Here is a 24,355-nt window from a genome sequence, read left to right on the forward strand (position 1 = left end):
GGGCCGGACCGCTTTCCGGCTTCCGACTACTACAGATCCGCCGGAGCACGGTCTGATACATCCGGATTTCCGGCCGGCCGGCGATCGGTGCGACCGGCGCGGCGATTCGATCGAGATTCCTTGTATCAGGGACGCTTCGCCGTCCCTCTCTTGAACGCTGCCGCCATGCAGCACGACTCGTGCGCCAGATGAGCTAGTGGGGGGCGTTATGAAGGTTGCCGTATTCGGCCTGGGCTACGTGGGGTCGGTGACCGCTGCCTGTCTGGCCGCCAACGGCCACGACGTCTGGGGAGTGGACGTCGACACCGCGAAGGTCGATCCGATCACGATGGGACGCAGCCCGGTGGTCGAACCGGGCCTGGACGAACTGATGGCCGCGGGGGTCGCCGCGGGAAGACTGCACGCGACGACCGATCCGCGGGCGGCACTCGACCGCGCGGATGTCTCCTTGATCTGCGTGGGGACGCCGTCGACCGCCAGTGGCAGCACCGATCTCACCTATATCCGCCGCGCCGTCCAGGACATCGCGGCGGCCGCACGGACCGTCGCACCGCCGGCGTCCGGCTTCCACAGCATCGTCATCCGCAGCACCGTGCCGCCCGGCACCGTCGACACCGTCGTCGGACCGGTTCTGGCCGAACAGCCGCCCGGTGACGGCTTCGACTTCGGAACGGCGATGTGCCCCGAGTTCCTGCGCGAGGGCTCCGGGCTCGCCGACTTCTTCGCGCCGCCGTTCGTCGTCGTCGGCACCGCCGATCCACGGGTCGGCAGTGCGCTGACCGAACTGTTCGGCTTCCTCCCCAAGCCGGTCCAGGTGGTCGACGTGCGCACCGCGGAGGCACTCAAGTACGCCTGCAACGCGTTCCACGCGACGAAGGTGTCGTTCGCCAACGAGATGGGCCGGATCTTCCGGTTCTACGCGGTGGACTCGCGCGAGGTGATGCGGCTGTTCTGCCAGGACACCAGCCTGAACATCTCTCCGTACTACCTGCGGCCGGGCTTCGCGTTCGGCGGCTCGTGCCTGCCCAAGGACCTGCGCTCGGTGCTGCACCTGGCCCGGATGAACGACACCGACCTTCCGTTGCTGGCCGGAACGCTGGCCAGCAACGAACTGATCGTCCGCGATGTCGTCGACCGCGTCGTCGCCGGGCCGGGGCGCGAGGTGGCCCTGCTCGGTCTGAGCTTCAAGACCGCGACCGACGACCTGCGGGAGAGCCCGAGCGTGGAACTCGCCGAGCGGCTGATCGGCAAGGGCTACAACGTGCGGATCTACGACTCGATCGTCAACCCGAGCCGGCTGGTCGGTGCCAACAAGCGGCACGTCCAGTCCAAGCTTCCCCATCTGCAACGGGTGCTCACGGACGATCCGGTCGAGGCCTTGCGCGGTGCCGACCTGGCGCTGGTCTCCACCACGGACTCCCAGGTGGTCGACGCCCTGCTCGAGCATCCACCGGGCCGCACCATCGACCTCAGCGGCCGGCTCGGCGCGGATGTCGAGGCTCTCCCGGGCTACGAGGGAGTGGGCTGGTGAGCGTGCCGAGGGTGCTGATCATCATCCAGAACCTGCACGTGCCCTTCGACCGGCGGGTCTGGCTGGAGTGCAAGGCGCTGGTCAGCGCCGGGTACGACGTGACCGTGGTCTGCCCGAAGGGGCCGGACGATCCGGCGTACCACGTCATCGACGACGTCAAGATGCACAAGTACCGCGGATACTCCCCCGGCGGCAGCAAGCTCGGGTACATCGGCGAGTACGTCTATTCGTTCCTGATGACGCTTCGGCTCGTACTGCGGGCCCGCCGGCAGGGGAAGTTCCAGGTGCTGCAGGCCTGCAACCCGCCGGACATCTTCTGGCCGATCGCGATGATGCTGCGCCGGATCGACGGCACCCGCTTCGTCTTCGACCACCACGATCTCTGCCCGGAGCTGTACCAGTCGCGGTTCCCCGACGCCGCCGGCCTGCCGTACCGGGGACTGCGGTTCCTCGAGCGGATGACGCACCGCACGGCCGACCACGTCACCTCCACCAACGACTCGTACCGCGACATCGCGATCACTCGCAGCGGCAAGGCGCCCGACGACGTCACCGTCGTGCGGACCGGTCCCGACCCGGACAAGCTGCGGCGGGGCCAGGTCGACGAGTCGTGCCGGCGGGGGCATCGGTTCCTGGTCGCGTACATCGGCGTGATGGGCCCGCAGGACGGCGTCGACATCGTCGTGCGCGCGGCCGACGAGGTGGTCAACAAACTCGGCCGCACCGACGTCGCCTTCACCCTGATGGGCAGTGGCGACTGCTTCGACGAGGTCGTGGCGCTGCGAGACGAGCTCGGCCTGGCCGACCACGTCGAGTTCACCGGCCGGGTGCCGGACGAGACGGTCCAGCGGGTGATGTCGGCCGCCGACCTGGGCCTGTCGCCGGATCCGAAGAATCCGCTCAACGACGTGTCCACGATGAACAAGACGATGGAGTACATGGCGTTCGAGCTGCCGGTGGTCGCGTTCGACCTGCGCGAGACCAGGGTCTCGGCCGGCGATGCCGCCGAGTACGTGGAGCCGAACGACGTGGCGAAGTACGGGCAGGCGATCGTCGACCTGCTGGACGACGAGGTACGCCGCCGCCGGATGGGCCGGCACGGCCGCGACCTGGTCGAGACCCAACTCGCCTGGAAGCACCAGCAGAAGGCCTACGTCGGGGTCTACGACCGCCTCACGGGTCGCGAGGCCGAGGCCGTCACCGACCAGTCGGCAGACGACCAGTCGGCAGACGGTGTCGCGGGTGGCGTCGTGGGCGGGCCTGCCCGGACTGCGGGGTCCTGACGTGTGTGGGATCGCCGGCTGCTACCAGCAGCACGACGGCCTCGTGCTCGCCGAGACGATGTCCGACCGGATCGCCCACCGCGGCCCGGACGCGACCGGGATCCACCGGTTCGAGGACGGCCGGATCAGCGCGTACCTGGCGCACCGCCGGCTCTCGATCATCGACCTGTCCGGGGCGGCCGACCAACCGTTGTCCAAGCAGGGCCTGACGATCAGCTACAACGGCGAGCTCTACAACTACAAGGAGTTGCGGGCCGAGCTCGCGGCGTCGGGCTCGACCTTCGTCACCAGTTCCGACACCGAGGTGGTGCTGGAGGCCTGGCGCCGCTGGGGTCCCGCCGCGCTGCCGCGGTTCCGGGGCATGTTCGCGTTCGCCATGCTCGACGAGCAGACCGGCAGCCTGTTCCTCGCCCGCGACCCGATGGGCATCAAGCCGCTCTACGTCCTCGCCCGGCAGGGCGGCGTGGTCTTCGCCTCCGAACTGAAGGCCCTGGTCGCCGCGGTCGGCCCGGAGTTGCGCACCGATCCGGGTGCGCTGATCTCGTCGATGCTCTACTACTGGCTGCCCGAGCAGCGCTGCGCGATCGAGGGCGTGGAGAAACTCCCGCCCGGTTCGTGGGCCGAGTTCCGGCCGGACGGCAGCAGCCGGCGCGCGACGTACTGGCGGACGGCGGACGTCGCCGCCGAGGCCGCTGCCGGACCTCCCGCGGATCTGCGCCAGGTGATCGAGGAGTCCGTCGCCGCGCACCTCGTCGCCGACGTACCGGTGTCGACCTTCCTCAGCGGTGGACTCGACTCGAGCCTGGTGACCGTACTGGCCAAGCGCCTCGATCCCGGCATCGACGCCTACACGATCACCTTCCGGGCGGAGGACCAGAAGCTCGAGGCGATGCCCGACGACGCGATCTATGCCCGCAAGGTGGCCGAGCGGTTCGGCATCGACCTGCACGAGATCGAGATCGCGCCGGATGTGGTGGAACTGCTCCCCCGGATCGTGGACATCCTGGACGAGCCGATCGGTGACCCGGCCGCGATCAACACGTTGCTGATGTGCGACGCGGCCCGGGACGCCGGGGTCAAGGTGCTGCTGTCCGGGATGGGCGCCGACGAACTGTTCGGCGGCTACCGCAAGCACCTCGCCTGCGTGATGGGCGCTCGCTACCAGCGACTGCCGAGCGTCGTACGCAACGGCATGGTCGGTCCCGCGGTACGACGGCTGCCGGTGACCGTGAACGGCCGGGGCCTGCGATACGCGCGCTGGGCGAAGCGGTTCCTCACCTTCGCGGACCTGCCCGAGGAGGCCGCGTTCCGCCGCAGCTACACGATGTACGACGCCGACGAACTCGTCGGACTGCTCAGCCCCGACCTGGAGCCATACGTCGGGAAGCTGTTCGCCGAGCACAGCGACCTGTACCACGACACCTCGCTCGACGACCACGTGAGCCGGATGTGTCTGGCCGACTCGCGGATGTTCCTGCCCGGCCTGAACCTGGCCTACACCGATCGCTCGAGCATGGCCGCGTCGACCGAGGTGCGGACCCCCTTCGTTGACCCCGAGGTCGTCCGGGCGGCGTTCTCGATCCCGGGCCGGGACAAGATCCAGGGCCGGCAGGGCAAGCTCGCGCTGAAGCGCGCGGCCGAGGCCTGGCTGCCCAAGGAGATCATCTACCGGCCCAAGGCGTCCTTCAGCGCGCCGCTGCGCGCGTGGGTCCGCAACGACCTGCGCGAACTGGTCGACGATGTGCTGCTGAACGGCGAACTGGTCGGCAGCGGTTTCCTCGACCGGCAGGCCGTCACCCGGCTGGTCGAGGACGAACGGGCCGGCCGCGAGGACTACTCGAAGCAGATCTGGCAGCTGTTGACGCTGGAGACCTGGTGCCGCCATCTGGGTGAGCTGGGAGTCAGTACGTGACCCTTCTGAACAAGCGAGAGACGACCATGAAGCAGGTAGCGCAGAACTACAAGTCCGGTGAGCTCGCGGTTCTCGACGTGCCACCGCCGGCCTGCGCGCCGGGCGGGGTGCTGGTCCAGTCCCTGTACTCGCTGATCTCCACCGGCACCGAGTTGATGAAGGTCGGTGAGGCCCGGTTGTCGATGCTCGGCAAGGCCCGGGCCCGGCCGGACCAGGTGAAGAAGGTGCTGGACTCCGTCGTCCAGCAGGGCGCGGTCAACACCTACAAGAAGGTGATGAACAAGCTCGACTCCTACACACCACTGGGCTACTCGCTGTGCGGCGTGGTCGTCGAGGTCGGCCGCGGCGCCGAGGAGTTCAGCGTCGGCCAGCTGGTCGCTGCCGCGGGCAACGAGTTCGCGCTGCACGCGGAGTACAACTGGATCCCGACCAACCTGTGCGTACCGGTGCCTGACGGGGTTCCGCCGGAGCAGGCCGCCTTCTCGACGGTCGGTGCGATCGCGATGCACGGCGTCCGGCAGTCGGAGGTCCAGCTCGGTGACACCGCGGTGGTCATCGGGCTCGGCCTGGTCGGCCAACTCGTGGTGCGGCTGCTGGTCGCGGCCGGTGTCCGGGTCTTCGGCATCGACACCGTCGACGACCGGTGCCGGATGGCGGAGAAGGCCGGTGCGATCGCCTGCTCGTCGGCCGACGAGGCGGGCGTCGCGACGCTGGAGCGGGCGCTGCTCGGCGCGAGCAATGGACTCGGAGCCGATCACGTCCTGCTGGCCGCCGGCGGCTCGTCGAACGGGCCGGTCGAGGTGGCCGCGCGGCTCGCCCGCGACCGCGCCAGGATCGTCGACATCGGCAAGACGAAGCTCGACCTGCCCTGGAACGCCTATTACGACAAGGAACTGGACGTCCGGTTCTCCCGCTCCTACGGACCCGGCCGCTACGACGACCGGTACGAGCTCGAAGGCATCGACTACCCGGCGGGGTACGTCCGCTGGACCGAGCGGCGCAACCTGGAGTGCTTCATCGACCTGATCGCCCGCGAGCAGATCGACGTCTCGTCGCTGGTCGCGCGGATCTTCCCGATCGCGGACGCGACCGAGGTCTACCAGCAGCTGAGCACCGGCGCGCTGCCCGGTGTCGGCTTCCTCTTCGAGTACCCGGACTCCGCGCCGCTCCCCCAGCCGGCCCCTGAGGCGGACCGGGGGAAGACCCGGCCGATCGCGGCCACCGGGACCACCGGGACCACCGGCAAGGTGCGGCTCGGCTTCGTCGGCGCGGGCAACTACGCGTCCTCGATGCTGCTGCCACATCTGGCCAAGAACGAGGACGCGGTGCTGGCGCACGTCGCCACGAACAAGTCGTTGTCGGCGGCCAACGCCCGGCGGCGCTTCGGTTTCGCGAGCATCTCGACCGACGCCGACGCGGTCCTGGACGACGAGTCGATCGACGCGGTCTTCGTGGTCACCCGGCACAGCAGCCACGCCGACCTGACCTGTCGGGCCCTCGAACGCGGCAAGGCGGTCTTCGTGGAGAAGCCGCTCGCGCTGACCGACGAGGAAGTGGATCGGATCGTCGCGGTCGTCGACGCCACCGGCAACGACCGCCTGATGGTCGGCTTCAACCGCCGCTTCGCTCCGCTGCTCACCGATCTCCGGTCGCGGTTCGGCGAACCGGGCGGCGGCGCGGCGGTGCGGTACCTGGTGAACGCGGGACGGCTGGACTCGACGAGCTGGTACCTCGACCAGGACCGCGAGGGCACCCGGTTCGCCGGCGAGGGCGGCCACTTCATCGACACGCTGTCGTGGTGGCTGGACAGCCTGCCGATCGAGGTCTATGCCGTCCATGGACCGGATACCGGGGACGTGATCGTGAACCTGCGCTTCGAGAACGGCTCGACCGGCACGATCAGCTATCTCAGCTGCGGCAACGCGCGGTTCCCGAAGGAGACGCTCGACGTTACCGGAGGCGGCCGGAACGCCAGGCTCGACAACTTCCAGAAGGCGTCCTTGTGGACCGGCCGCCGTCCGGCGACGAAGAAGGCCCGCGGGGGTACGGACAAGGGCCAGCAGGCCGAGCTGGAGAACTTCGTGGCGGCGGTCCGGTCGGGGTCGGCGATGCCCATCCCCTTCGAGTCTCTGATCGCCACCACTCGGGCCACCATCGCCGTCGATCGAAGCCTGTCCAGCGGCCGCCCGGAACCCGTCGCCTCCTCGCCTCAGCACCGCGGCCAGGGACCGGAGTGAGCCGCCAGCCAGTGGGGTGGTACGTCCGGCGCCTGCGGCGGATGTCGCCCACCGAACTGGTCTGGCGCACGCGGGACCACGTCCGCCGGACGACCTGGGCGTCTCAGCAGGTTCGGCCCGGCCAGGAAGCCGGCGGGCAGGCACCCGGCACCCGGGAGCGAACCTTCACCACGACCCTGCCGCCCGGTACTGCGGCCGCCGTACCGGAGGAAGCCCGCAAGGCGGTGATCTCCACCGCCGACGCGATCCTCGCGGGTGAGCTGGAAGTACTGGGCGTCGCTCGCAGCGATCTGCGCTCGCCCGACTGGTTCCGGGACCCTGTCACCGGCCGGCGGTCCGACCCGGCGCAGTACGCGTTCCGGGTGAACCATCGCTCCGAGGAGCTCGTCGGGAACGTGAAACAGGTGTGGGAGCTGTCTCGGCACCACCACTTGACCCAGTTGGCCGCGGCCTGGTACTTGACCCACGACGACAGCTATGCCGAACGGGCCGCGGAGCAGTTGCGGGACTGGTGGCAGCGCAACCCGTTCCTGTCCGGGATCCATTGGACCAGTGGGATCGAGGTCGGCATCCGGCTGATCAGCTGGACCTGGATCAGACGGTTGCTTGCCGACTGGCCCGGAGTGGGCGACCTGTTCGAGCACAACGAACTCGCGATCCGGCAACTGCACTGGCACCAGCGCTATCTCGCCGCGTTCCGCAGCCGCGGCTCGTCGGCGAACAACCACGTGATCGCCGAGGCCGCCGGTCAGCTCGCGGCCGCCTGTGCCTTTCCCTGGTTCGCCGAGAGTGCGGGGTGGCGCCGCGACGCTGCCGCATTGCTGGAACGGGAGCTGGACGCGAACACCTTCGCTTCCGGGGTGAATCGGGAACTCGCGACCGACTACCACCGCTTCGTCGCCGAACTCGGTCTGTACGCCGCCGCCGAGGCTGACGGAGCCGGCCATCCACTGTCGGAGCAGACCTGGTCGCTGCTGACCCGGATGCTCGACGTGGCCGCGGCGATCGTCGACGAGACGCTGCGGCCGCCACGCCAGGGCGACGACGACGAGGGCCAGGTGCTGGTGCTCGATCCGCCTGAGCTGACGAACTGGTCGGCCTTTCTCAACCTCGGCTCGGCTCTCGTCGGCGATGCCCCTTGGTGGCCGCGGACGCCGGCCACAGCGGCCGCGGTACTGGCTGGGTCCCTGGTGGGGCAACGCCGTCAGCCTGATCGCCCGGACATCCGGCCGGAGCATTTCGCCGACGCGGGCCTCACGATCCTGCACAGCCGCGACCCGGGTCCGGAGATCTGGTGCCGTGCCGACGCGGGGCCGCACGGGTTCCTGTCGATCGCGGCACATGCCCATGCCGACGCACTGTCGCTCGAGCTCCGGGTCGGTGGGGTCGACATCCTGGCCGATCCTGGAACGTACTGCTACCACGGCGAGGAGTCCTGGCGGAACTACTTCCGCTCGACCATCGGCCACAACACCCTGGAGGTGGCCGGCGCCGAACAGTCCGTGCAAGGCGGACCGTTCCTCTGGTTGCGGGGGGCGACCGGGCACGTACGGCGGTTCTCGACCAGCGACGACGCGTCGACGTGGACCGCCGAGCACGATGGCTACCAGGCGGCCGATCCACCGGTCACGCATCGCCGGTCGGTCGAACTGGACCATCGCGGCGGCTTCCTTCGGGTCGAGGACAGCCTGGACGCGGCCGCTTCCGCCCGGCTGGCCTGGCATCTCGGGCCACAGGTGAGCGTCGAACTCGACGGTCCGACCGCCCGGCTTCGCTGGCCGACCGGTACCGCGACCGTGGACCTGCCGCCGGAACTGACCTGGAACGCGCACCGCGGCGACACCGATCCGATTCTCGGGTGGTACTCGCCCCGCTTCGGGCACCGGGTGGAAAGCACCACGCTGCTCGGTACCGGTCGGCTCCTGGCGGACTCAGTCCTGGTCAGCCGGTTCCAGTTCCGGCACTGACCGGGCCTCGGCTGTATCAGCCTCCGTTCCGCGCCCTCTATTACAGGAACCAACCGACGGCGTTCGACTGGAGGGGCCTGTGAGCACACAGGAGCTGGACGTCAAGAAGTCCTGGCGGGCGATCCGGCGGCAGCGCCGCGTGGTCGCCGCGGTGGCCGTACTCGGTCTGCTGGGCGGGATCGGCTACGCCCTGGTGGAGCCGCCGCTGCACACCGCCACCTCTTTGGTGGTACTACCGCCGCCGCCCGCGACCGACGCGGAGAAGGAGGCGGGCACGCAGAGCATCGAGACGCAGGTGTTCATCGCCGGCAGCGAGCCGGTGCTCAAGAGCGCCGGCCAGAACCTGGCGCCACCGCTGGTCACCGACGTGGTCCGCGATCGGGTCAAGGTCGTCGCGGTCACCCAGGACGTGATCAAGATCGACGCACGGGGAAGCTCGGCCCAGCAGGCGATGCGGTTGGCCAACGCCGTCGCCGAGGTCTATCTGGTCTTCGTCACCACGGACCAGAAGCTGCCGGGCGACCTGGGGAAGAAGACGGGGGCTCGAATGCTGGAAGAAGCGACGACCGCACGAGGCGGCAACCTGGCGATCCATCTGGGCATCTTCGGCCTGCTGGGCGCCTTGCTCGGCGCAGTGGCCGGCTCGATCGGCGTACTGGCCGCGGCGCGCGGTGACCGGCGCCTGCGGCTGCGGGACGAGATCTCGGACGCGGTCGGGCTGCCGGTGCTGGCGTCGGTCTCGTCCTACCGGGCCGACAACCTCACGGACTGGGCCAACCTGCTCGAACACTACGCACCGACGGCGGTCGAGGCCTGGAGCCTGCGCAAGACCTTGCACCACCTCGGTCTGGACGTGAAGGGCGGACCACCCGTGTCGTTGAGCGTCATCTCGTTCGCCGGGGACGACAGGGCCCGGCCGCTCGGCCCGCAACTGGCGGCGTTCGCGAGCTCGATCGGCCTGTCCACCGCGATCGTGGTCGACAACCACCAGGAACCTCCCGGCAAGGTTGCCGTCAGCATCCACATCGTGGTGGTCGACCGCGACGCGCCGGACGTGGCCGGCGCCGAACCCACCACCCGGACGATCGTCGCCCTGTCGGCGGGCACGGTGACGGCCGAGGAGCTGGCCCGGCTCGCCGTCGCGGCCGCCGCGGACGACCGCGGCATCGACGGCTTGGTCGTGATGGACCCCGACCCGACCGACCGCACCATCGGCCGCGTCTCGCAGTCGACGAGGCGCACCGGCTCGCGGCTGCCCACCCTCCTCACCGGCACGGCGAAGAGGACCAGATGAGCAACCAGCCGTACTCCGAGTCGTTCCGCGCCGACCCGGCCTGGGACGATGACGACGACCTGTTCACCGACGAGCGGTCCGCCGCCTTCCCGCCCGACCACCTGGTCACCTTTCGCTTCCTCCGTGACGCGGTCAAACGGCATCTGCGGCTTTGGCTAGTGCTCGCGTTCGCCGGGCTGGTCCTGGGACTGGCGACGCCCACCGTGTTGCCACCGGCCAACGTCTCCTCGGCCCGGCTGCTGCTGACCCACCGCGAAGGCGACGACCCGGCCCGGGCGGCGGCCACGGACGTGAGTCTGGTGACCACGCACACCGTGGCTCAGCGGGCGATCGACCGACTCAAGCTGGCCGAGACGCCGGACGACCTACTCAAGCGGTACACCGTGACCCCACTGACCGACCGGGTGCTGGAGATCTCGGCGAGTGCCGAGACCAGCGAGCAGGCCACCCAGTTGGCCACGGTGCTGGCGCAGACCTACCTGGCCTTCCGCAGGGAGCAGATCAGCCAGCTGGACATCCCGCTGCGTCGTGACCTCGCCACGGCCAAGTCACTGGTCGCCGAGGCCGAGGCGGCGGTCACGGCCGCCGGTGACGATCCACGCGACCTGAAGGTGCCCAACAGCCCGGAGGCGATCAGGCTGGGCGCGGCCCGCGACCGGTTGCAGTACATCGAGCAACAGCTCATCGACCAAGAAGTACAGGCCTCCCGGATGAACAGCACCCGGATGCTCGACGAGGCCGCGCCGGTGCCGCTGTCGCAGAAGAGGACACTGGCCATCGGCGCCGTCTCAGGGCTGGTCGCGGGACTCTTCATCGGCCTCGGTTTCGTCGTCGTGCGGGCCCTGCTGTCCGACCGGCTGTGGAAGCGGCAGGACATCGCCCGGTCGCTGGCGGCCCGGGTCCGGCTCAGCACGGGCCGGCCACCGCGCTGGCGCTGGCGCCCGTACCCGACCTATCTGCGCAAGTCCCAGCGAGAGCACCCTGAGGTCCGGCTGCTGGCGCAGCATCTCGACCAGCAGATCAACTGGTCGAGGACGCCGACGCCTGCCCTCGCCGTGGTCAGCGTCGACGATGTCCGGGCCTGTGCCCTCGCGACGGCCTCACTGGCCGTCTCGGCGGCGGCCGAACGCAAGCATGTGCTGGTCGCCGACCTGACTGGGACCGGCCTGCTGGCCGGCCTTCTCGGCGTGAAGACCACCGGCACCCACGAGTCGCGCTTCAGTGAATCGGGCCGGCGCCTCGACGTGTTCCGCCCCGATCCTGACCGCGGCCCGGCCGAGGGGTGCTACCTGCGGCTCGGCGACAACAACCGTCCGACCGGCTCCGGCGACCTCGCCCTCGACGCCGCCTGGGACGCCGCCGACCTGGTCCTCACCCTGGCCACCCTGACGCCGGCGCTCGGCGCGGACCATCTGGCCACCTGGGCATCCCACGCCGCCGCCGTGGTGACAGCGGGACGCTCGACGGCCACCAAGATCCACGCCACCGGACAGATGCTGCGGCTCGCCGGCCTCTCGATCGACACGGCCGTGGTGCTCAACGCGGACCGCACCGACGAGGGTGTCGGGGTCGCGGAGGCCACCGAGGCCGCGGCCGGGTCGACCAGAGACCTGGAGATGTTCGGCCGATGAGCGCGATCGCCAGCATCGGCGCGCGACTCGCGGGCGACCCCGGCGCGAGGCGGATCGTCGCACCGGAACGCCGGCGGCGCCGGCGGGTGCAGGCGGTCTGGGGCCTGCTGGTACTGAACGTGTTGACGTTCTTTCCCGGCTCGCCGCACATCCTGCCGATCCCCGGCATCGTCGGCAAGCTCATCACCCAGGCTTCCCTGGTGGTCGCCCTGCTGCTGGTGCTGAGCGTGAACCGGCCCGCGCGGATCCGGCCCAGCGTCTTCATCTTCCTGCTGGCGCTGCTGGCGTCGGAGTCGCTGCTGGCCAGCATCGGAGCCGAGTTCCTGTTCGGCGCGCTCTTCCGGGCGGCCCGGCTGTTGCTCTTCATCGCGGTGCTGTGGCTGCTGACGCCATGGTGGACCCGGCGCGATCTGCTGCTGGTGCGTACCCACCTGATGATCATGTGGGTCGTGCTCGGCTCCGTCCTCCTCGGCCTGCTGGTCGCACCCGGGGTCGCGCTCACCGACGACCGGCTCGGTGGAGCCCTCTGGCCCGTCCCGCCGACCCAGGTCGGCCACTACGCCGCGGTGGCGACCGGCCTGACCACGGTGCTGTGGCTGTCCGGCCTGCTCCGTCGCGAACTGGCCTTGATCAGCGTCCTGCTGTCCGTGCCGATCCTGCTGCTGACGCACACCCGCACTGCTCTGGTCGCCTTGCTGGCCGGGGTCCTGATCGCCGGCCTGAGCCTGTTCACCACCCGGTCGCGGGTCCGCAAGTCGTTCGCCATCGGCGTCGCCCTCTTCACCGTCGGAGCACTCACCCTGGGTTCCGTGGTGACCACCTGGCTCGCGCGTGGCCAGGACACCGAGGAGGTCGCCGCTCTGACCGGCCGCCGGGCGGTCTGGGAGTCGATCGCGGCCGCGCCGCGCTCCACCTTCGAGACCGTGTTCGGCCTCGGACTGTCCAACAAGTCCTTCAACGGACTGCCGATCGACAGCAACTGGCTGGGCACGTACTACGACATCGGCCTGGCCGGGGTCGCGATCGTCGTGGCGACGGTGTTGTTCGTCCTGACCGCGGCCTTCTTCCAGCCGGACGGTCCGCGCCGCGCCCTGGCCCTGTTCCTGGTCGCCTACTGCGTCGTCGCCTCCTTCACCGAGAGCGGCCTCAGCGACGCGTCGCCGTACCTCCTCGAGCTGACGCTGGCCGCGTCCTTGGTGTACTCGGGAGCCTCCCGCGAAGGAGTGCGATGAAGATCCTGCTGGTGCACAACACGTACCGGTCGACCGCACCGAGCGGCGAGAACCGCGTCGTCGAACAGGAGGGCGAGGCCCTTGCGGCGCTCGGCCACCAGGTCGAGACGTTCGGGCGGCTCAGTGACGAGATCGAGGGCTGGCCGGCCTGGCAGAAGGCGACGCTGCCGGCCCGGGTGGTCTGGAACCCGACCAGCAAGCGGGATCTCGGCGCGACTCTGAACCGGACCCGGCCCGATGTCGTGCATGTCCACAACACCTTCCCGCTGCTGAGCCCGTCGGTGCTGTACGCGTGCCGGGACGCCGCGGTCCCGGTCGTCGCCACCCTGCACAACTACAAGTTGCTCTGCGCCAGTGGCGACTTCTTCCGCGACGGCGACGTCTGCCACGACTGTGCCGGCGGCAACCCCACGTCCGCGCTGGTGCATCGCTGTTACCGTGGCTCGGCGCTCGCTACCGGGCCGACGGTACTGGCCGCCCGCGCCCACCGCCGGAGTTGGCGCGACCTGGCGTCGGCCTACATCTTCATCTCCGACTCCCAGCGCACTCTGCTCGCGGCGATGGGATTCGAGCCGCGGCGGACCTTCGTGAAGCACAACCTGGTCCCGTACGACGGTCCGGTCGGCGGTGACCGGCAACGGCAGGTGGCCTACGTCGGCCGGCTGGACGCGCCCAAGGGAGCACCGCTGCTGATGAAGGGCTGGGACGCCTACCGTGCCCTGGCCGGCGACAACGCGCTACGGCTCGTCATCGCCGGCGGTGGTCCGCTGCTGCCCGAGGTGACGGCCTGGGCCGCTGACCGCCCGTCGGTCGAACTCGCCGGACACCTCACCAAACAGCAGTGCTTCGAGCTGATCGCCCGCTCCCGTGCGGTGGTCCTGCCCTCGGAGTGGGAGGAGACCTTCGGTCTCGTGGTGGTGGAGGCGATGGCTGTCGGTGTGCCGCCGCTCGCAGCCGGCCACGGGTCCTTCCCCGACCTTGTCAGCGACGGCGCCGACGGCGCACTGTTTGAACCAGGACAGCCCGAGGCACTGGCGAAACTCCTGCTCGATGTCGACACCAACCCCGAGCGCTACCAGGAGTACGGCCGCCGCGCCCGGGAGACGTACGACAAGCAGCACGACCCCCAGCGCAACATCGAGCAACTGCTCGACATCTACCGGTTCGCCATCCGCCACTCCGTCTCCGCTCGCCCCTGAGCGCGAACCGCTGCCCCGAAGGAAGTGTCATGGAACAACGCGATTCGTCCCGGTCCCCCGGCCGTGGATCCGCGTGGTACCGCCACCGACTGGTGGCCGTCGCCGTAGGCCTGGTCCTCGTCGCCGGCCTGCTGGTGGCGATCGTCGTCGACAACGACGATCCCGCCCCGGGGCAGGCGCAGAGCAACTCGACGGCTCCCGCACCGACACCGCCGCTCACCGCCCCGTCCACGCCGACGGCCAAGATCTGCGGGAACACCGCGGTGCTGTCCGGACCGGCCACCGCGCCGGCCGGCGCGGTCACCGTCGCCACGACGCAGAACCTCAACGACATCACCAAGGCCAGTCCGGCCGGCACCACGTTCTGGCTGCAGCCCGGCACCCATTCCCTCGGCGCCGGTCCCTTCAGCCAGGTGATTCCCAAGGAAGGGAACACCTACCTGGGCGCACCGGGAGCGGTGCTCGACGGTGGGCGGGTCAACCGCTACGCGTTCACCGGCTACGTCACGAATGTGACCATCAAGAACCTCACCATCCAGAACTTCGGCGCCCCGAAGACGAACAACGACGAAGGCGTGGTGAACCACAACGCCGCCATCGGCTGGACGATCGAGGGCAACACGATCCGTCACAACGCGGGCGCCGGCGTGATGGTCGGCAGCCGCAGCCAGATCCGTGGCAACTGCCTGCAGGAGAACGGCCAGTACGGCTTCAACGCCTACAACCCCGACAAGGTCGCCGGCATCACCATCGAGAACAACGAGATCGCCGGCAACAACACCGACGACTGGGAGGCGGCCAAGCCAGGCTGCGGCTGCACCGGCGGGGGGAAGTTCTGGGAGGTGACGGGCGCGGTGGTGCGCGGCAACTGGGTGCACCACAACCGCAGCGCCGGCCTGTGGGCCGACACCAACAACACCGGTTTCGCCATCGAGGGCAACTACTTCTCCGACAACACCGCCGAGGCGATCGTCTACGAGACCAGCTACAACGCGAGCATCCGGGGCAACACCTTCGTCCGCAACGGTCTCGGCAAGGGCCCGGCGAACGGCGGATTCCCGACCTCCGCGGTGTACATCTCCGAATCCGGCAGCGACAAGCGGGTGGCGGGAATGTTCAACCAGACGTTCGAGATCAGTGGCAACGTCTTCACCGACAACTGGGCCGGCGTGATCCTGTGGGAGAACGCCGACCGGTTCGCCGGTTCGCCGGCCAACACGAGCACCGGGTCGGGCACGCTGGTCAACCCGGCGACCGTCACCGTGAAGAGCTGCGTCGCGGCCAACATCGGCAAGCAGCCGTACCTCGGTGACTGCCGGTGGAAGACGCAGAACGTCCACGTCCACGGCAACACCTTCTCCCTCGATCCGAACAAGATCGGCAAGTCCTGCGCCTCGCGCAGCGGCTGCGGCTACAACGGGCTGTTCTCCAACTGGGGCACGTTCCCCGTCTGGTCGCCGTACAAGGAGAAGGCCATCCAGCAGGCCATCACCTTCGACCAGGGCAACCGCTTCTACGCCAACACCTACCGCGGGCCGTGGAACTTCATCGTGCACGAGCAGGGCAACCGGGTGAACTGGGCCGCCTGGCAGGGCGCGCCGTACGTCCAGGACCGCGACAGCGTGATCAAGGTGCAAGGGGAGCGCTGAGGACGATGACCGGGCGACCCGAGCGCGCCGCCGGTGAGCAGCTGGAGCTGCTCCGTTCAGCCGGCTACGCCGCGTTCGAGCGGCACGAGCGGGACCTCGACGTGCTGGACCTGGTCTACGACAGCCTGGTGGACGCCCCGGGAAGCGGCGGCGACGGAGTACGCCGGTTGCGGTTCGCCGGCCAGGGCTGGACGCTCGACGTCGACGTTCGCGGCCAGGAGCAGCTGACCGTGGACCTGCGGATCTGCCCGGCCGGCCCGGTGGTGGTGGAGTCACGCGGCGGGGACACCGACGACAGCTCGGCGGCGCGGCTGGTGAGCTTCCTGCTCCGCTGGCCCGGCACAGCACAGCGGCCGGTCCGGACCGCGTGGATCATGCTCTGATCCAGGCGCCCAACCGGCCGCCGGCTCTGGGCCGGGGGGTCTGCCCAGGCACTCGGCTCAGCTGCGCGGCTCAAGAAGCGAGCAGCACTCTGAGCTTGTCCAGGCAGCGCCCACGGATCGGGCCGATGCTGCCGATCGGAATGTCCAACCGCTCGGAGATCACGGCGTACGGAGCGGGCGGGTCGGCCATCAGCATGCCGAGCAACTGCTGCCACCGGTCCGGCAGGCTCTCCAGCGCACGCCGTACGTCGACCGCTCGCTCGTCGGCCAGCAGATCCGCGTCCAGCTCCGGCTGGTCACCGGCGACGACCTCGAAGGCGTCCGGCTCGTAGGTCAGCAGCACTCGCTTGCGGAAGGCCAGCACCCGCAGGCACTCCCGGCGGGTGGTGACCACCAGCCAGGCGCCGACCCGGACCGGATCGACCCGGTCGATGTGTTCCAGCAGCCGCAGCCAGACCACCTGCGAGACGTCGCAGGCGTCGCTGTCGGTCAGCCGGAAGCTGCGGGTGACGGCCCACACGAGTCTGGCGTAGTGGTCGACCACCCGGCTCCAGGCCGCCTGATCGCCGTGCGCGGCGCGGTCGACCAGGTCGGCGGCCTCGGACCTGGCGATCGATTCTGCTTCGTCGATGATGCCGGTGACACTGAGGTTCGGCATGGATTCCCCCCTCGGGAACACGTCACTACCTGGTGCGGTCTGTCAGTAGGCGCCGTCGCGGCCGAGGACGGCCCGGGCGGTCTTCCACAAAATGAGCAGGTCCAGGGCGATCGACCAGTTGTCGGCGTACCGCAGGTCGAGCCGCATGGACTCCTCCCACGTCAGATCGCTGCGTCCACTGACCTGCCACAGTCCGGTCAGCCCGGGCTTGACGAGCATCCGGCGGGCGTCGTCGATGGCGTACATCGCCACCTCGGCCGCGAGCGGCGGCCGGGGCCCGACCAGAGACATCTCGCCACGCAGGACGTTCACCAACTGTGGCAACTCGTCCAGCGAGAACCGCCGCAAGTGCTTGCCGACCCGGGTCACCCGCGGATCGTCGCGCAGCTTGAACAGCACTCCGTTGCCCTCGTCAAGCGCGTGCAGTTCGGCCTTGCGGGCTTCGGCGTCGACGCTCATGGTCCGGAACTTCAGCATCGAGAACTCGACACCGGACCGTCCCACCCGGGTCTGCCGGAACAGCACCGGGCCGCGGCTGGTCAACCGCACCAGCAGGGCGATCACCAGCAGCAGCGGAGCGGACAGCAGCAGCATTCCCCCGCCGACCGTCCGGTCGAAAATGCTCTTCAGCAGATGCGGTCCACCACTCACCGACGGCCGTTCCAGGTGCAGCAGCGACAGGCCGGCGACCGGACGGATCGAGATCCGCGGACCGGCGACCTCGACGATGCCCGGCGACACGATCAGGTCGACACCGCGCTGCTCGAGCGCCCAGGACAGCCGGCGCAGCGAATGCCCGGACAGCTCCGGATCGGCGGCCACCGCCACCACGTCGACCGCGTACAGGTCGACCGCGGCGAGGATGTCCACCTCGGTCCGCCCCAGCAACTCCGAGCCCGGCCCGGGTTCCTCGGCGGCGCCACCGCGCGGCAGGCAGGTCGCGACGACGACGTACCCGTCGGCCGGTCGCTCCTCCAGGTGCCGCCGCAGCGTCGTCACCTGCCCGTTGTGCCCGACCACGAGCACCCGGCGCATGCAGCGGCCGACGAACCGGCGATTGGCGATGCTGCGATGCAGCAGCCACCGCGCCAGCATCGCCGCCACGCAGGTCATCGGAACCGCGAGCACGACGAAACCGCGAGCCACGTTGCTCTTGGTCGCGTACGACGCGACCGCCACCACGGCGGTCAGCGCCACCGTGGCCCGCAGGATCGACCTGAACTCCTCCGGGCCGGTGCCGAAGTAGCGGGTCTCGTACCCCCGTTCCAACGCCACGCAGGCCAGCCAGGCGATCGGCAGGACAGCGCCCAGGACGAAATAGCCCAGGCTGATCTGGCCCCCGAACCGGGTCACCAGCGCACCCGAGACACCGATCAGCGCGGCCGCGAAGTCACCGCCGAGCGCCGCCCACCGGTACTTCGCCACCCAGCGCGCCTCGGTGAACCGGGCCGACCGCGGCACGATCGCCGGCACCTCGTCGGGCACCACCCAGACCGGTCGACGGCGATCCCCCATCGCCGCCGGCCGCTGATCGGCTGGATCAGCCAAACCTTCGGACACGACAAAGTCAGTCACACAGAGCCACCCCCCACAGGTGAATCGATGCCCGGGACCTGACCCACTCCCCGTCACGGACTTCGATGAAATGCCGCCCCCACAACGGCAGTTACCGCAGATTACTACGCCAGACCAGTATCCGACAGTAGCCATTCCGGGTTTTATCGGTCCGGAACCCGAACGCCCTCTCGCGGGAAAAAAACTGACCCCCGGACCCAAGCGGGTCCGGAGGTCGGTAACAACTACAGAAAGTGATCAGCCGGCGATCAGGCCGTCTCCGCTGATCAGTTCACGCATCTCGGCCAGCGTGCTGTCGCCGGGCGGCAGGATCGCGTCGGAGTCGTGCAGCACGTCGTCCGGCACCCGCTCGCCGTTGCGGACGAAGTCCAGCAGCGCGGCGAACGCAGTACGGAAGCCGTCCTCGTCGTTGGCCGAGACCGCCTTCTCCAGGTCGGTGTCCACCGCGTTGAGCTGGTCGATCTTGTCGTCGGCCAGAACCCACTGACCTTCGCCCATGATCCGGACGATCATCTACGCGTCTCCGTCCTGCGGTCGAGCCGGCTGCTGTGCGGGCTGCTGAACTGGCTGCTGGGGCTGGGCCGCACCACCGGGTGCGTCCTGGGCGATCTGCTTGGGCGCCTCGGCCGGAGCCAACTGCGCCTTCAGCGCGGCGAGCTCGGACTCGACGTCCGACCCCGTCGACATCCGCTCCAGCTCGAGGGTGATGCTGTCCTTGCTGCTGCCGCTGGCGTCGTCGAGCGCGCCCGAGGCGAGCAGTTCGTCGATCGCACCGGCACGGGCCTGCATCTGCTGGGTCTTGTCCTCGGCGCGCTGCACGGCCAGGCCGACGTCGCTCATCTCCTCGGAGATGCCGGAGAAGGCCTCGTTGATCCGGGTCTGCGCCTCGGCCGCCGTGTAGGTGGCCTTGATCGTCTCCTTCTTGGTGCGGAAGGACTCGACCTTCGCCTGCAGCCGCTGCGACGCGAGGGTGAGCTTCTCCTCCTCGCCCTGGAGCTGGGCGTGCTGGGTGGTGAGGTCGTCGATCTGACCCTGCAGCCCGGACTTGCGGGTCAGGGCCTCGCGGGCGAGGTCCTCCCGGCCCATCGAGAGCGCCTTCTGTGCCTGGTCCTGCAGCTTCTGCGACTGCGCCTGCAGCTGGGAAGCCTGCAGCTCCACCCGCTTCCGGCTGGTGGCCACGTCAGCCACGCCGCGGCGTACCTTCTGCAGCAGTTCGAGCTGCTTCTGATACGAGTAGTCAAGGGTTTCGCGAGGATCTTCGGCCTTGTCCAGGGCCGTGTTGGCCTTGGCCTTGAAGATCGTCGACATCCGCCTGAAGATGCTCATCGATATCCGTACCCCTTCTGTGCCGGAGAGTGGACCCGGCGTGCGTGTCAACCACCCTATGTCGCCATGGGTCACCACACTATCGGGACCGGCCCGGATAAAGTGGTCGAAAGGTCCGGGGACCACCCCGAGGCCGGCGCCGCCAGTTCCCGAATGAGGTTCAGTCTCCGTGTTCCGTCGTACCAAGTCTGAGACATCGAAACAAACCGCGCCCACGGCCCCCGAGCCGAAGCCCGGAGGCAAGGGACGTCCGACCCCGACCCGGCGTGATGCCGAGGCGGCCCGGAAGGCGGCCCTGAAGAAGCCGCGTAACCGTAAGGAAGCGTCTGCCTACCGGCGGGAGAAGGTCCGGATCGAGCGGGCCAAGATGCAGGACGCCCTGAAGACCGGCGACGACCGGTACCTGCCGGCCGCCGACAAGGGGCCGGTCCGGCGGTTCGCCCGGGACTACGTCGACGCGCGCTGGTCGGTGATGGAGTTCGCGCTGCCGGTGCTGCTGGTGATCTCGCTGCTCGGCGTCGTCTTCTCGGCCGCGTTCACCTGGCTGCCCGGCCTGGTCAACATCTTGTTCCTGGTGATGATCGTGGCGATCGCGTTCGACTGGTTCATCCTCACCGGCGGTCTCAAGCGGGCCGTCGCGAAGAAGTTCCCGAACGAGTCGGCCAAGGGGATCGGCTTCTACGCCGTTCGCCGGACGATGCAGATGCGCCGCTGGCGGCTGCCCAAGCCGATGGTCGCCCGCGGCGAGAAGCCCGCGTAGTCAGGGTGTCTGAGGCGTCCGGCATGCCTGCTGTTTCCGGCGTGCCCGAAGTGTCTGGCGGGGCCGGCTCGGATGTCGAGGTGGCGGTCGCGGCGGCTTCGGCGGGGGCGGCGGTGGTGCGGGCGAAGTACGGGACGGCGGTGGGGCGGTATGCCAAGTCGCCGACCGACTTCGCCACGGATGCCGATCTGGAGGCAGAGCAGGCGATCGTCGAGCTGATCCGCCGGGCCCGGCCGGAGGACGCGATCGTCGGCGAGGAGTACGGCGCCGGCGGCTCGAACGGGCCGGCTGGGCGGACGTGGCTGGTGGATCCGCTCTGCGGGACGCTCAACTTCGCGGCTCAGACTCCGCTGTTCTGCGTCAACGTCGCCTTGCAGTCAGCAGACGGGCCGGCGGTTGCCGCGGTCGCCGATCCACTCAGCGGCGAGGTCTTCTGGACCGACGGGACCAAAGCCTTCGTACAGCGCGACGGCGCCAACTCACCCGCCGAACCGTCGGCGATCTCCCGGATCGTCGACATCGACGTGGATGCGCTGCCGACCGCGCGGTTCCACCCCACCGCTCTGCTGGCCGACCAGGAGTTCCGGGACATGTTCGCGCCCCGGGTCTCGTCCACCACGCTCACCCTCGCGTGGGTCATGGCCGGGCGGCGCGCGGCGTACGTGGCCAACGGGACACTGCGCGACAGCGTCCACTTCACCGCCGGCATCATGCTCTGCCAAGCGGCCGGCTGCGTCGTCACCGATCTCCGCGGCCGACCCGTGCTCACCGGGCCGGGCCTCGTCGCCGCTGCCGACGCAGCCACGCACGCGAAACTGCTGGACCTCATCGCGCGCAACCACTGATCGACGGCCGGGTCACCCGTCGGCCGGCCCACCCATCGGCCGGGTCACCCGTCGGCCGGGTCGAAGGGCGAGACCTCGATCGGGACCTGGCAGGCCTTGGTGGCCTTGGCCGCCCAACCTTGCGCGGTCTCGAGGTCGGGTGCCTTGATCACCCAGAACCCGGCCATGTACTCCTTGCTCTCCGCGAACGGGCCGTCGGTGACCAGCACCTCGCCGGCCTCGACCCGGACGACCTTCCGCGTCGACCGCGCCTGCAACCCGCCGCCGAAGACCCAGACGCCCTGGTCGACCATCTCCTGGTTCAGCGCGTCGACGGCGCCTCCGTCGTCCGGCGGCGCCGGTTCCCCGTCGACCAACTGCACCGCGAGCAGATACTGCGTCATCTCCACCACTCCTCTCGTAGCCAACCTCTCATCTCCCATACGCACGACACGCCTCCAAATCGACATCGAACCCCACCCGATCCCCGATCGTTCACGGATCCGCCGAGGTGCTGACGGCCTGCCTGCGACGGCTGTGGCGCGGGTGTACGTCGTACCGGAGGACCTGGGAGTGAGTGCGACGCGGGTTGGCGGGGTGTGGGCGAGGTGGGGGAAGTAGGGTCGAGGTATGGACTTTCGGTATCTCGGGAACAGTGGGTTGAAGGTCAGTGAGATCTCGTACGGGAACTGGATCACGCACGGGTCGCAGGTGGAGAACGAGCAGGCCAAGGCTTGTGTGAAGGCGGCGCTCGACGCCGGGATCACCACGTTCGACACCGCTGACGTCTACGCGAACACCAAGGCGGAGGTCGTCCTGGGTGAGGCGCTGGAGGGTGTGCGGCGGGAATCCGTGGAGGTCTTCACCAAGGTGTACTGGCCGACCGGGCCGGGTGGACCGAACGACGCCGGGCTGTCGCGCAAGCACATCCACGAGTCGATCAACGGGTCGCTGAAGCGGCTGAAGACGGACTACGTGGACTTGTACCAGGCGCACCGGTTCGACACCGAGACGCCGCTGGAAGAGACGATGGAGGCGTTCGCGGACGTCGTCCGGTCCGGCAAGGCGCTCTACATCGGAGTCTCGGAGTGGACCGCCGAGCAGTTGCAGGAGGGCCACCGGCTGGCTCGTGAGCTGCGGATCCCGTTCGTCTCCAACCAGCCGCAGTACAACATGCTCTGGCGGGTGATCGAGGGCGAGGTCGTGCCGGCCTCGGAGGAGCTCGGGATCGGGCAGGTGGTGTTCTCCCCGATCGCGCAGGGCGTGCTGACCGGGAAGTACAAGCCGGGCGAGCAGCCGCCGGCCGGCTCGCGGGCGACCGACGAGAACGGCGGCGCGAACTTCATCGGCCGCTTCCTCACCGACGACGTGCTGACCCGGGTGCAGGAGCTGAAGCCGATCGCGGACGAGGTCGGGCTGAGCCTGGCCCAGCTCGCGATCGCCTGGGTGCTGCAGAACCCGAACGTGTCCTCGGCGATCACCGGCGCCTCCCGGCCCGAGCAGGTCGCCGAGAACGTGAAGGCGTCCGGTGTGAAGCTCGAGGACGCGCAGCTGAAGCGGATCGACGAGACCCTCGGCGGCATCGTCGAGCGGGACCCGGCCAAGACCGCGCAGAACTCGCCGCAGACCCGGCCGGGCTCGTGAGCTGGACCTGGCGGTTCGAGACCGCCGCCGGTGAGCCGGCCGATCCGGGAGAGCTGACCGGCGCGGAGTTCTCCGCCCAGGGTGACGCGGAGAGCTGGCTCGGCGAGATCTGGCGCGAGCTCGCGGAGAAGGGTGTCGAGCAGGTCTACCTGCTCGAGGACGACCGCGAGGTCTACGGCCCGATGAGCCTGTCCGCCTCGGAGTAGCCACCCGCAGTACGGCCCGCAGTACCGCTTCGGAGCCCGTACGGCGAACTGTGCCCTGCCGCACGTTCGCCGTACGGGCTCGCCTGTGTCCGGATGCTGAGCGGTAAGCTGCGGCGAGAACCACTCCTGTGGCGCAGGGAAGCCGGTCCGAAGCCGGCGCTGACCCGCAACCGTAGGCCGCGTACCGCCGCGGCGAGCCGGACCGCTGGGCCACAGGCAGACAGGCTCACCTACCCGCCGAGGTCCGCGGGTGGAGCCCGGCCTCCCGGCATGCGTGCCGCGAGATCTGTCCTCCACCGGGTCCGGCCCGATCGAGGACATGAGATGACTGCAAAGCGGACCGCACGCCTGGTCCTCAGCCTGCTGGCGGGGCTGCTGCTCGCCGGAACCGTCACCACCACTGCACAGGCAGAGGACGGCTACCGCTTCTGGGGCTACTACCAGTGGTCCAACGGCCAGTGGGCCTTCGCCCAGAAGGGCGCGGACGTCACTGTCCCGGCGGACGGCTCGGTCGAGGGCTGGCGGTACGCGCTGGGTGGCGCCAAGCCACGGCTGCCTCGGGCGGCCGGGGACTTCGAGACCATCTGCGGCGCGACAGCGGCCGAGACCGGCAAGAAGCGGGTCGCCGTGGTGATCGACTCGGGCACCCCCGCGGACTCCGTGTCCGGCCAGGCTCCTCCCGCCGCCACCGGGACCTGTGTGGTGACCGATCCGAAGGCGACCGGTGCGAAGGTCCTGGCGGCGGTGAAGCCGGTGCGGATCGAGAAGGGCCTCACCTGCGGCATCGCGGGCTACCCCGCCACGGGCTGCGGTGACCCCGTCAAGAACATCCAGGTGCCGGCCACTGACGAGCCGGTACAGCTGGAGATCGGTACCCCGGTCGGCGCGGCCAACGCGCCTTCCCCCGCCTCTGCACCAACAGAGCAGAGTGACGACGGTGCACCCTGGACGGGCATCGTCATCGCGGCGGTCGTCGTACTCCTCCTTGCTGGTGGCGGTCTAGTTCTCAGCCGTCGCCGTACGGGTCAGCGAACCTAAGTGCGC

General features: G+C 69.5%; 21 protein-coding genes. 16 read left to right on the plus strand and 5 right to left on the minus strand.

Translation table 11 applies throughout. The features are described 5' to 3' along the window. The first annotated feature begins 208 nt into the window (after positions 1–208). The 11 genes from ABD255_RS06700 to ABD255_RS06750 all read left to right on the plus strand — a co-directional run bounded on the left by ABD255_RS06700 (position 209) and on the right by ABD255_RS06750 (position 16,318). Entirely contained in the window at positions 209–1,531 is a 1,323-nt protein-coding gene (locus tag ABD255_RS06700) for a nucleotide sugar dehydrogenase (protein ID WP_344210921.1), read from the plus strand. Beyond that, entirely contained in the window at positions 1,528–2,814 is a 1,287-nt protein-coding gene (locus ABD255_RS06705) for a glycosyltransferase family 4 protein (RefSeq protein WP_344210923.1), read from the plus strand. Before ABD255_RS06700 ends, ABD255_RS06705 begins: the two co-directional genes overlap by 4 nt. Continuing rightward, on the plus strand, positions 2,774–4,726 hold the full coding sequence (gene asnB / locus ABD255_RS06710; RefSeq protein WP_344210925.1) for an asparagine synthase (glutamine-hydrolyzing): 1,953 nt from the start codon (positions 2,774–2,776) through the stop codon (positions 4,724–4,726). The genes ABD255_RS06705 and asnB overlap by 41 nt, the downstream gene beginning before the upstream one ends. Next, positions 4,723–6,963, plus strand: coding sequence for a bi-domain-containing oxidoreductase (locus ABD255_RS06715; protein ID WP_344210927.1), 2,241 nt, complete (start codon positions 4,723–4,725; stop codon positions 6,961–6,963). Before asnB ends, ABD255_RS06715 begins: the two co-directional genes overlap by 4 nt. Next, the gene (locus ABD255_RS06720) at positions 6,960–8,930 is read left to right on the plus strand and encodes an alginate lyase family protein (protein WP_344210929.1); all 1,971 of its coding nucleotides are present in this window, start codon (positions 6,960–6,962) and stop codon (positions 8,928–8,930) included. Before ABD255_RS06715 ends, ABD255_RS06720 begins: the two co-directional genes overlap by 4 nt. Positions 8,931–9,009: 79 nt before the next feature. Beyond that, complete coding sequence (locus ABD255_RS06725) at positions 9,010–10,224, plus strand: Wzz/FepE/Etk N-terminal domain-containing protein (protein ID WP_344210931.1); 1,215 nt, start codon at positions 9,010–9,012, stop codon at positions 10,222–10,224. Continuing rightward, positions 10,221–11,855, plus strand: a complete 1,635-nt coding sequence (locus ABD255_RS06730; protein ID WP_344210933.1) for a YveK family protein — start codon at positions 10,221–10,223, stop codon at positions 11,853–11,855. The genes ABD255_RS06725 and ABD255_RS06730 overlap by 4 nt, the downstream gene beginning before the upstream one ends. Further along, on the plus strand, positions 11,852–13,087 hold the full coding sequence (locus ABD255_RS06735) for an O-antigen ligase family protein (protein ID WP_344210935.1): 1,236 nt from the start codon (positions 11,852–11,854) through the stop codon (positions 13,085–13,087). The genes ABD255_RS06730 and ABD255_RS06735 overlap by 4 nt, the downstream gene beginning before the upstream one ends. Beyond that, positions 13,084–14,286, plus strand: a complete 1,203-nt coding sequence (locus ABD255_RS06740; RefSeq protein WP_344210937.1) for a glycosyltransferase — start codon at positions 13,084–13,086, stop codon at positions 14,284–14,286. The genes ABD255_RS06735 and ABD255_RS06740 overlap by 4 nt, the downstream gene beginning before the upstream one ends. A 29-nt stretch (positions 14,287–14,315) precedes the next feature. Next, positions 14,316–15,935, plus strand: a complete 1,620-nt coding sequence (locus ABD255_RS06745) for a right-handed parallel beta-helix repeat-containing protein (protein WP_344210939.1) — start codon at positions 14,316–14,318, stop codon at positions 15,933–15,935. 5 nt (positions 15,936–15,940) lie between these two features. Beyond that, on the plus strand, positions 15,941–16,318 hold the full coding sequence (locus tag ABD255_RS06750) for a hypothetical protein (protein WP_344210941.1): 378 nt from the start codon (positions 15,941–15,943) through the stop codon (positions 16,316–16,318). A gap of 70 nt (positions 16,319–16,388) precedes the next feature. Here ABD255_RS06750 and ABD255_RS06755 read toward each other — a convergent pair whose 3' ends face one another. The 4 genes from ABD255_RS06755 to ABD255_RS06770 form a co-directional block, all read right to left on the minus strand. Next, entirely contained in the window at positions 16,389–16,976 is a 588-nt protein-coding gene (locus ABD255_RS06755) for an RNA polymerase sigma factor (protein ID WP_344210943.1), read from the minus strand. Between the two features lie 42 nt (positions 16,977–17,018). Then, positions 17,019–18,551: a sugar transferase gene (locus tag ABD255_RS06760; RefSeq protein WP_344210945.1), complete on the minus strand. Its 1,533-nt coding sequence runs from the start codon at positions 18,549–18,551 to the stop codon at positions 17,019–17,021. A 237-nt stretch (positions 18,552–18,788) separates the two neighbouring features. Next, on the minus strand, positions 18,789–19,064 hold the full coding sequence (gene pspAA / locus ABD255_RS06765) for a PspA-associated protein PspAA (protein ID WP_344210947.1): 276 nt from the start codon (positions 19,062–19,064) through the stop codon (positions 18,789–18,791). Then, positions 19,065–19,877: a PspA/IM30 family protein gene (locus ABD255_RS06770; protein ID WP_344210949.1), complete on the minus strand. Its 813-nt coding sequence runs from the start codon at positions 19,875–19,877 to the stop codon at positions 19,065–19,067. Between the two features lie 169 nt (positions 19,878–20,046). On the opposite strand from ABD255_RS06770, the gene ABD255_RS06775 reads away from it, so the two are divergent. Continuing rightward, positions 20,047–20,637, plus strand: coding sequence for a DUF3043 domain-containing protein (locus ABD255_RS06775; protein ID WP_344210951.1), 591 nt, complete (start codon positions 20,047–20,049; stop codon positions 20,635–20,637). Positions 20,638–20,660: 23 nt separating this feature from the next. Then, the gene (locus ABD255_RS06780; protein ID WP_344210953.1) at positions 20,661–21,482 is read left to right on the plus strand and encodes an inositol monophosphatase family protein; all 822 of its coding nucleotides are present in this window, start codon (positions 20,661–20,663) and stop codon (positions 21,480–21,482) included. Between the two features lie 44 nt (positions 21,483–21,526). Here the strand turns inward: ABD255_RS06780 and ABD255_RS06785 are convergent, their stop codons facing one another. Continuing rightward, entirely contained in the window at positions 21,527–21,865 is a 339-nt protein-coding gene (locus tag ABD255_RS06785; protein ID WP_344210955.1) for a YciI family protein, read from the minus strand. Positions 21,866–22,091: 226 nt separating this feature from the next. Here ABD255_RS06785 and ABD255_RS06790 point away from each other — a divergent pair, with 226 nt between their 5' ends. The 3 genes from ABD255_RS06790 (at position 22,092) to ABD255_RS06800 (ending at position 24,349) form a co-directional block, all read left to right on the plus strand. Then, positions 22,092–23,105 carry an aldo/keto reductase family protein gene (locus ABD255_RS06790; protein ID WP_344210956.1) on the plus strand — a complete coding sequence of 338 codons (1,014 nt, stop codon included), beginning with the start codon at positions 22,092–22,094 and terminating at the stop codon, positions 23,103–23,105. Then, positions 23,102–23,311 (plus strand): hypothetical protein, encoded by a 210-nt coding sequence (locus ABD255_RS06795; protein WP_344210957.1) that lies wholly within the window; start codon positions 23,102–23,104, stop codon positions 23,309–23,311. Before ABD255_RS06790 ends, ABD255_RS06795 begins: the two co-directional genes overlap by 4 nt. A gap of 324 nt (positions 23,312–23,635) precedes the next feature. Then, positions 23,636–24,349 (plus strand): SCO2322 family protein, encoded by a 714-nt coding sequence (locus tag ABD255_RS06800; protein ID WP_344210959.1) that lies wholly within the window; start codon positions 23,636–23,638, stop codon positions 24,347–24,349. Positions 24,350–24,355: the final 6 nt, after the last annotated feature.

The organism is Kribbella sancticallisti, assembly GCF_039530625.1.
GTDB lineage: Bacteria > Actinomycetota > Actinomycetes > Propionibacteriales > Kribbellaceae > Kribbella > Kribbella sancticallisti.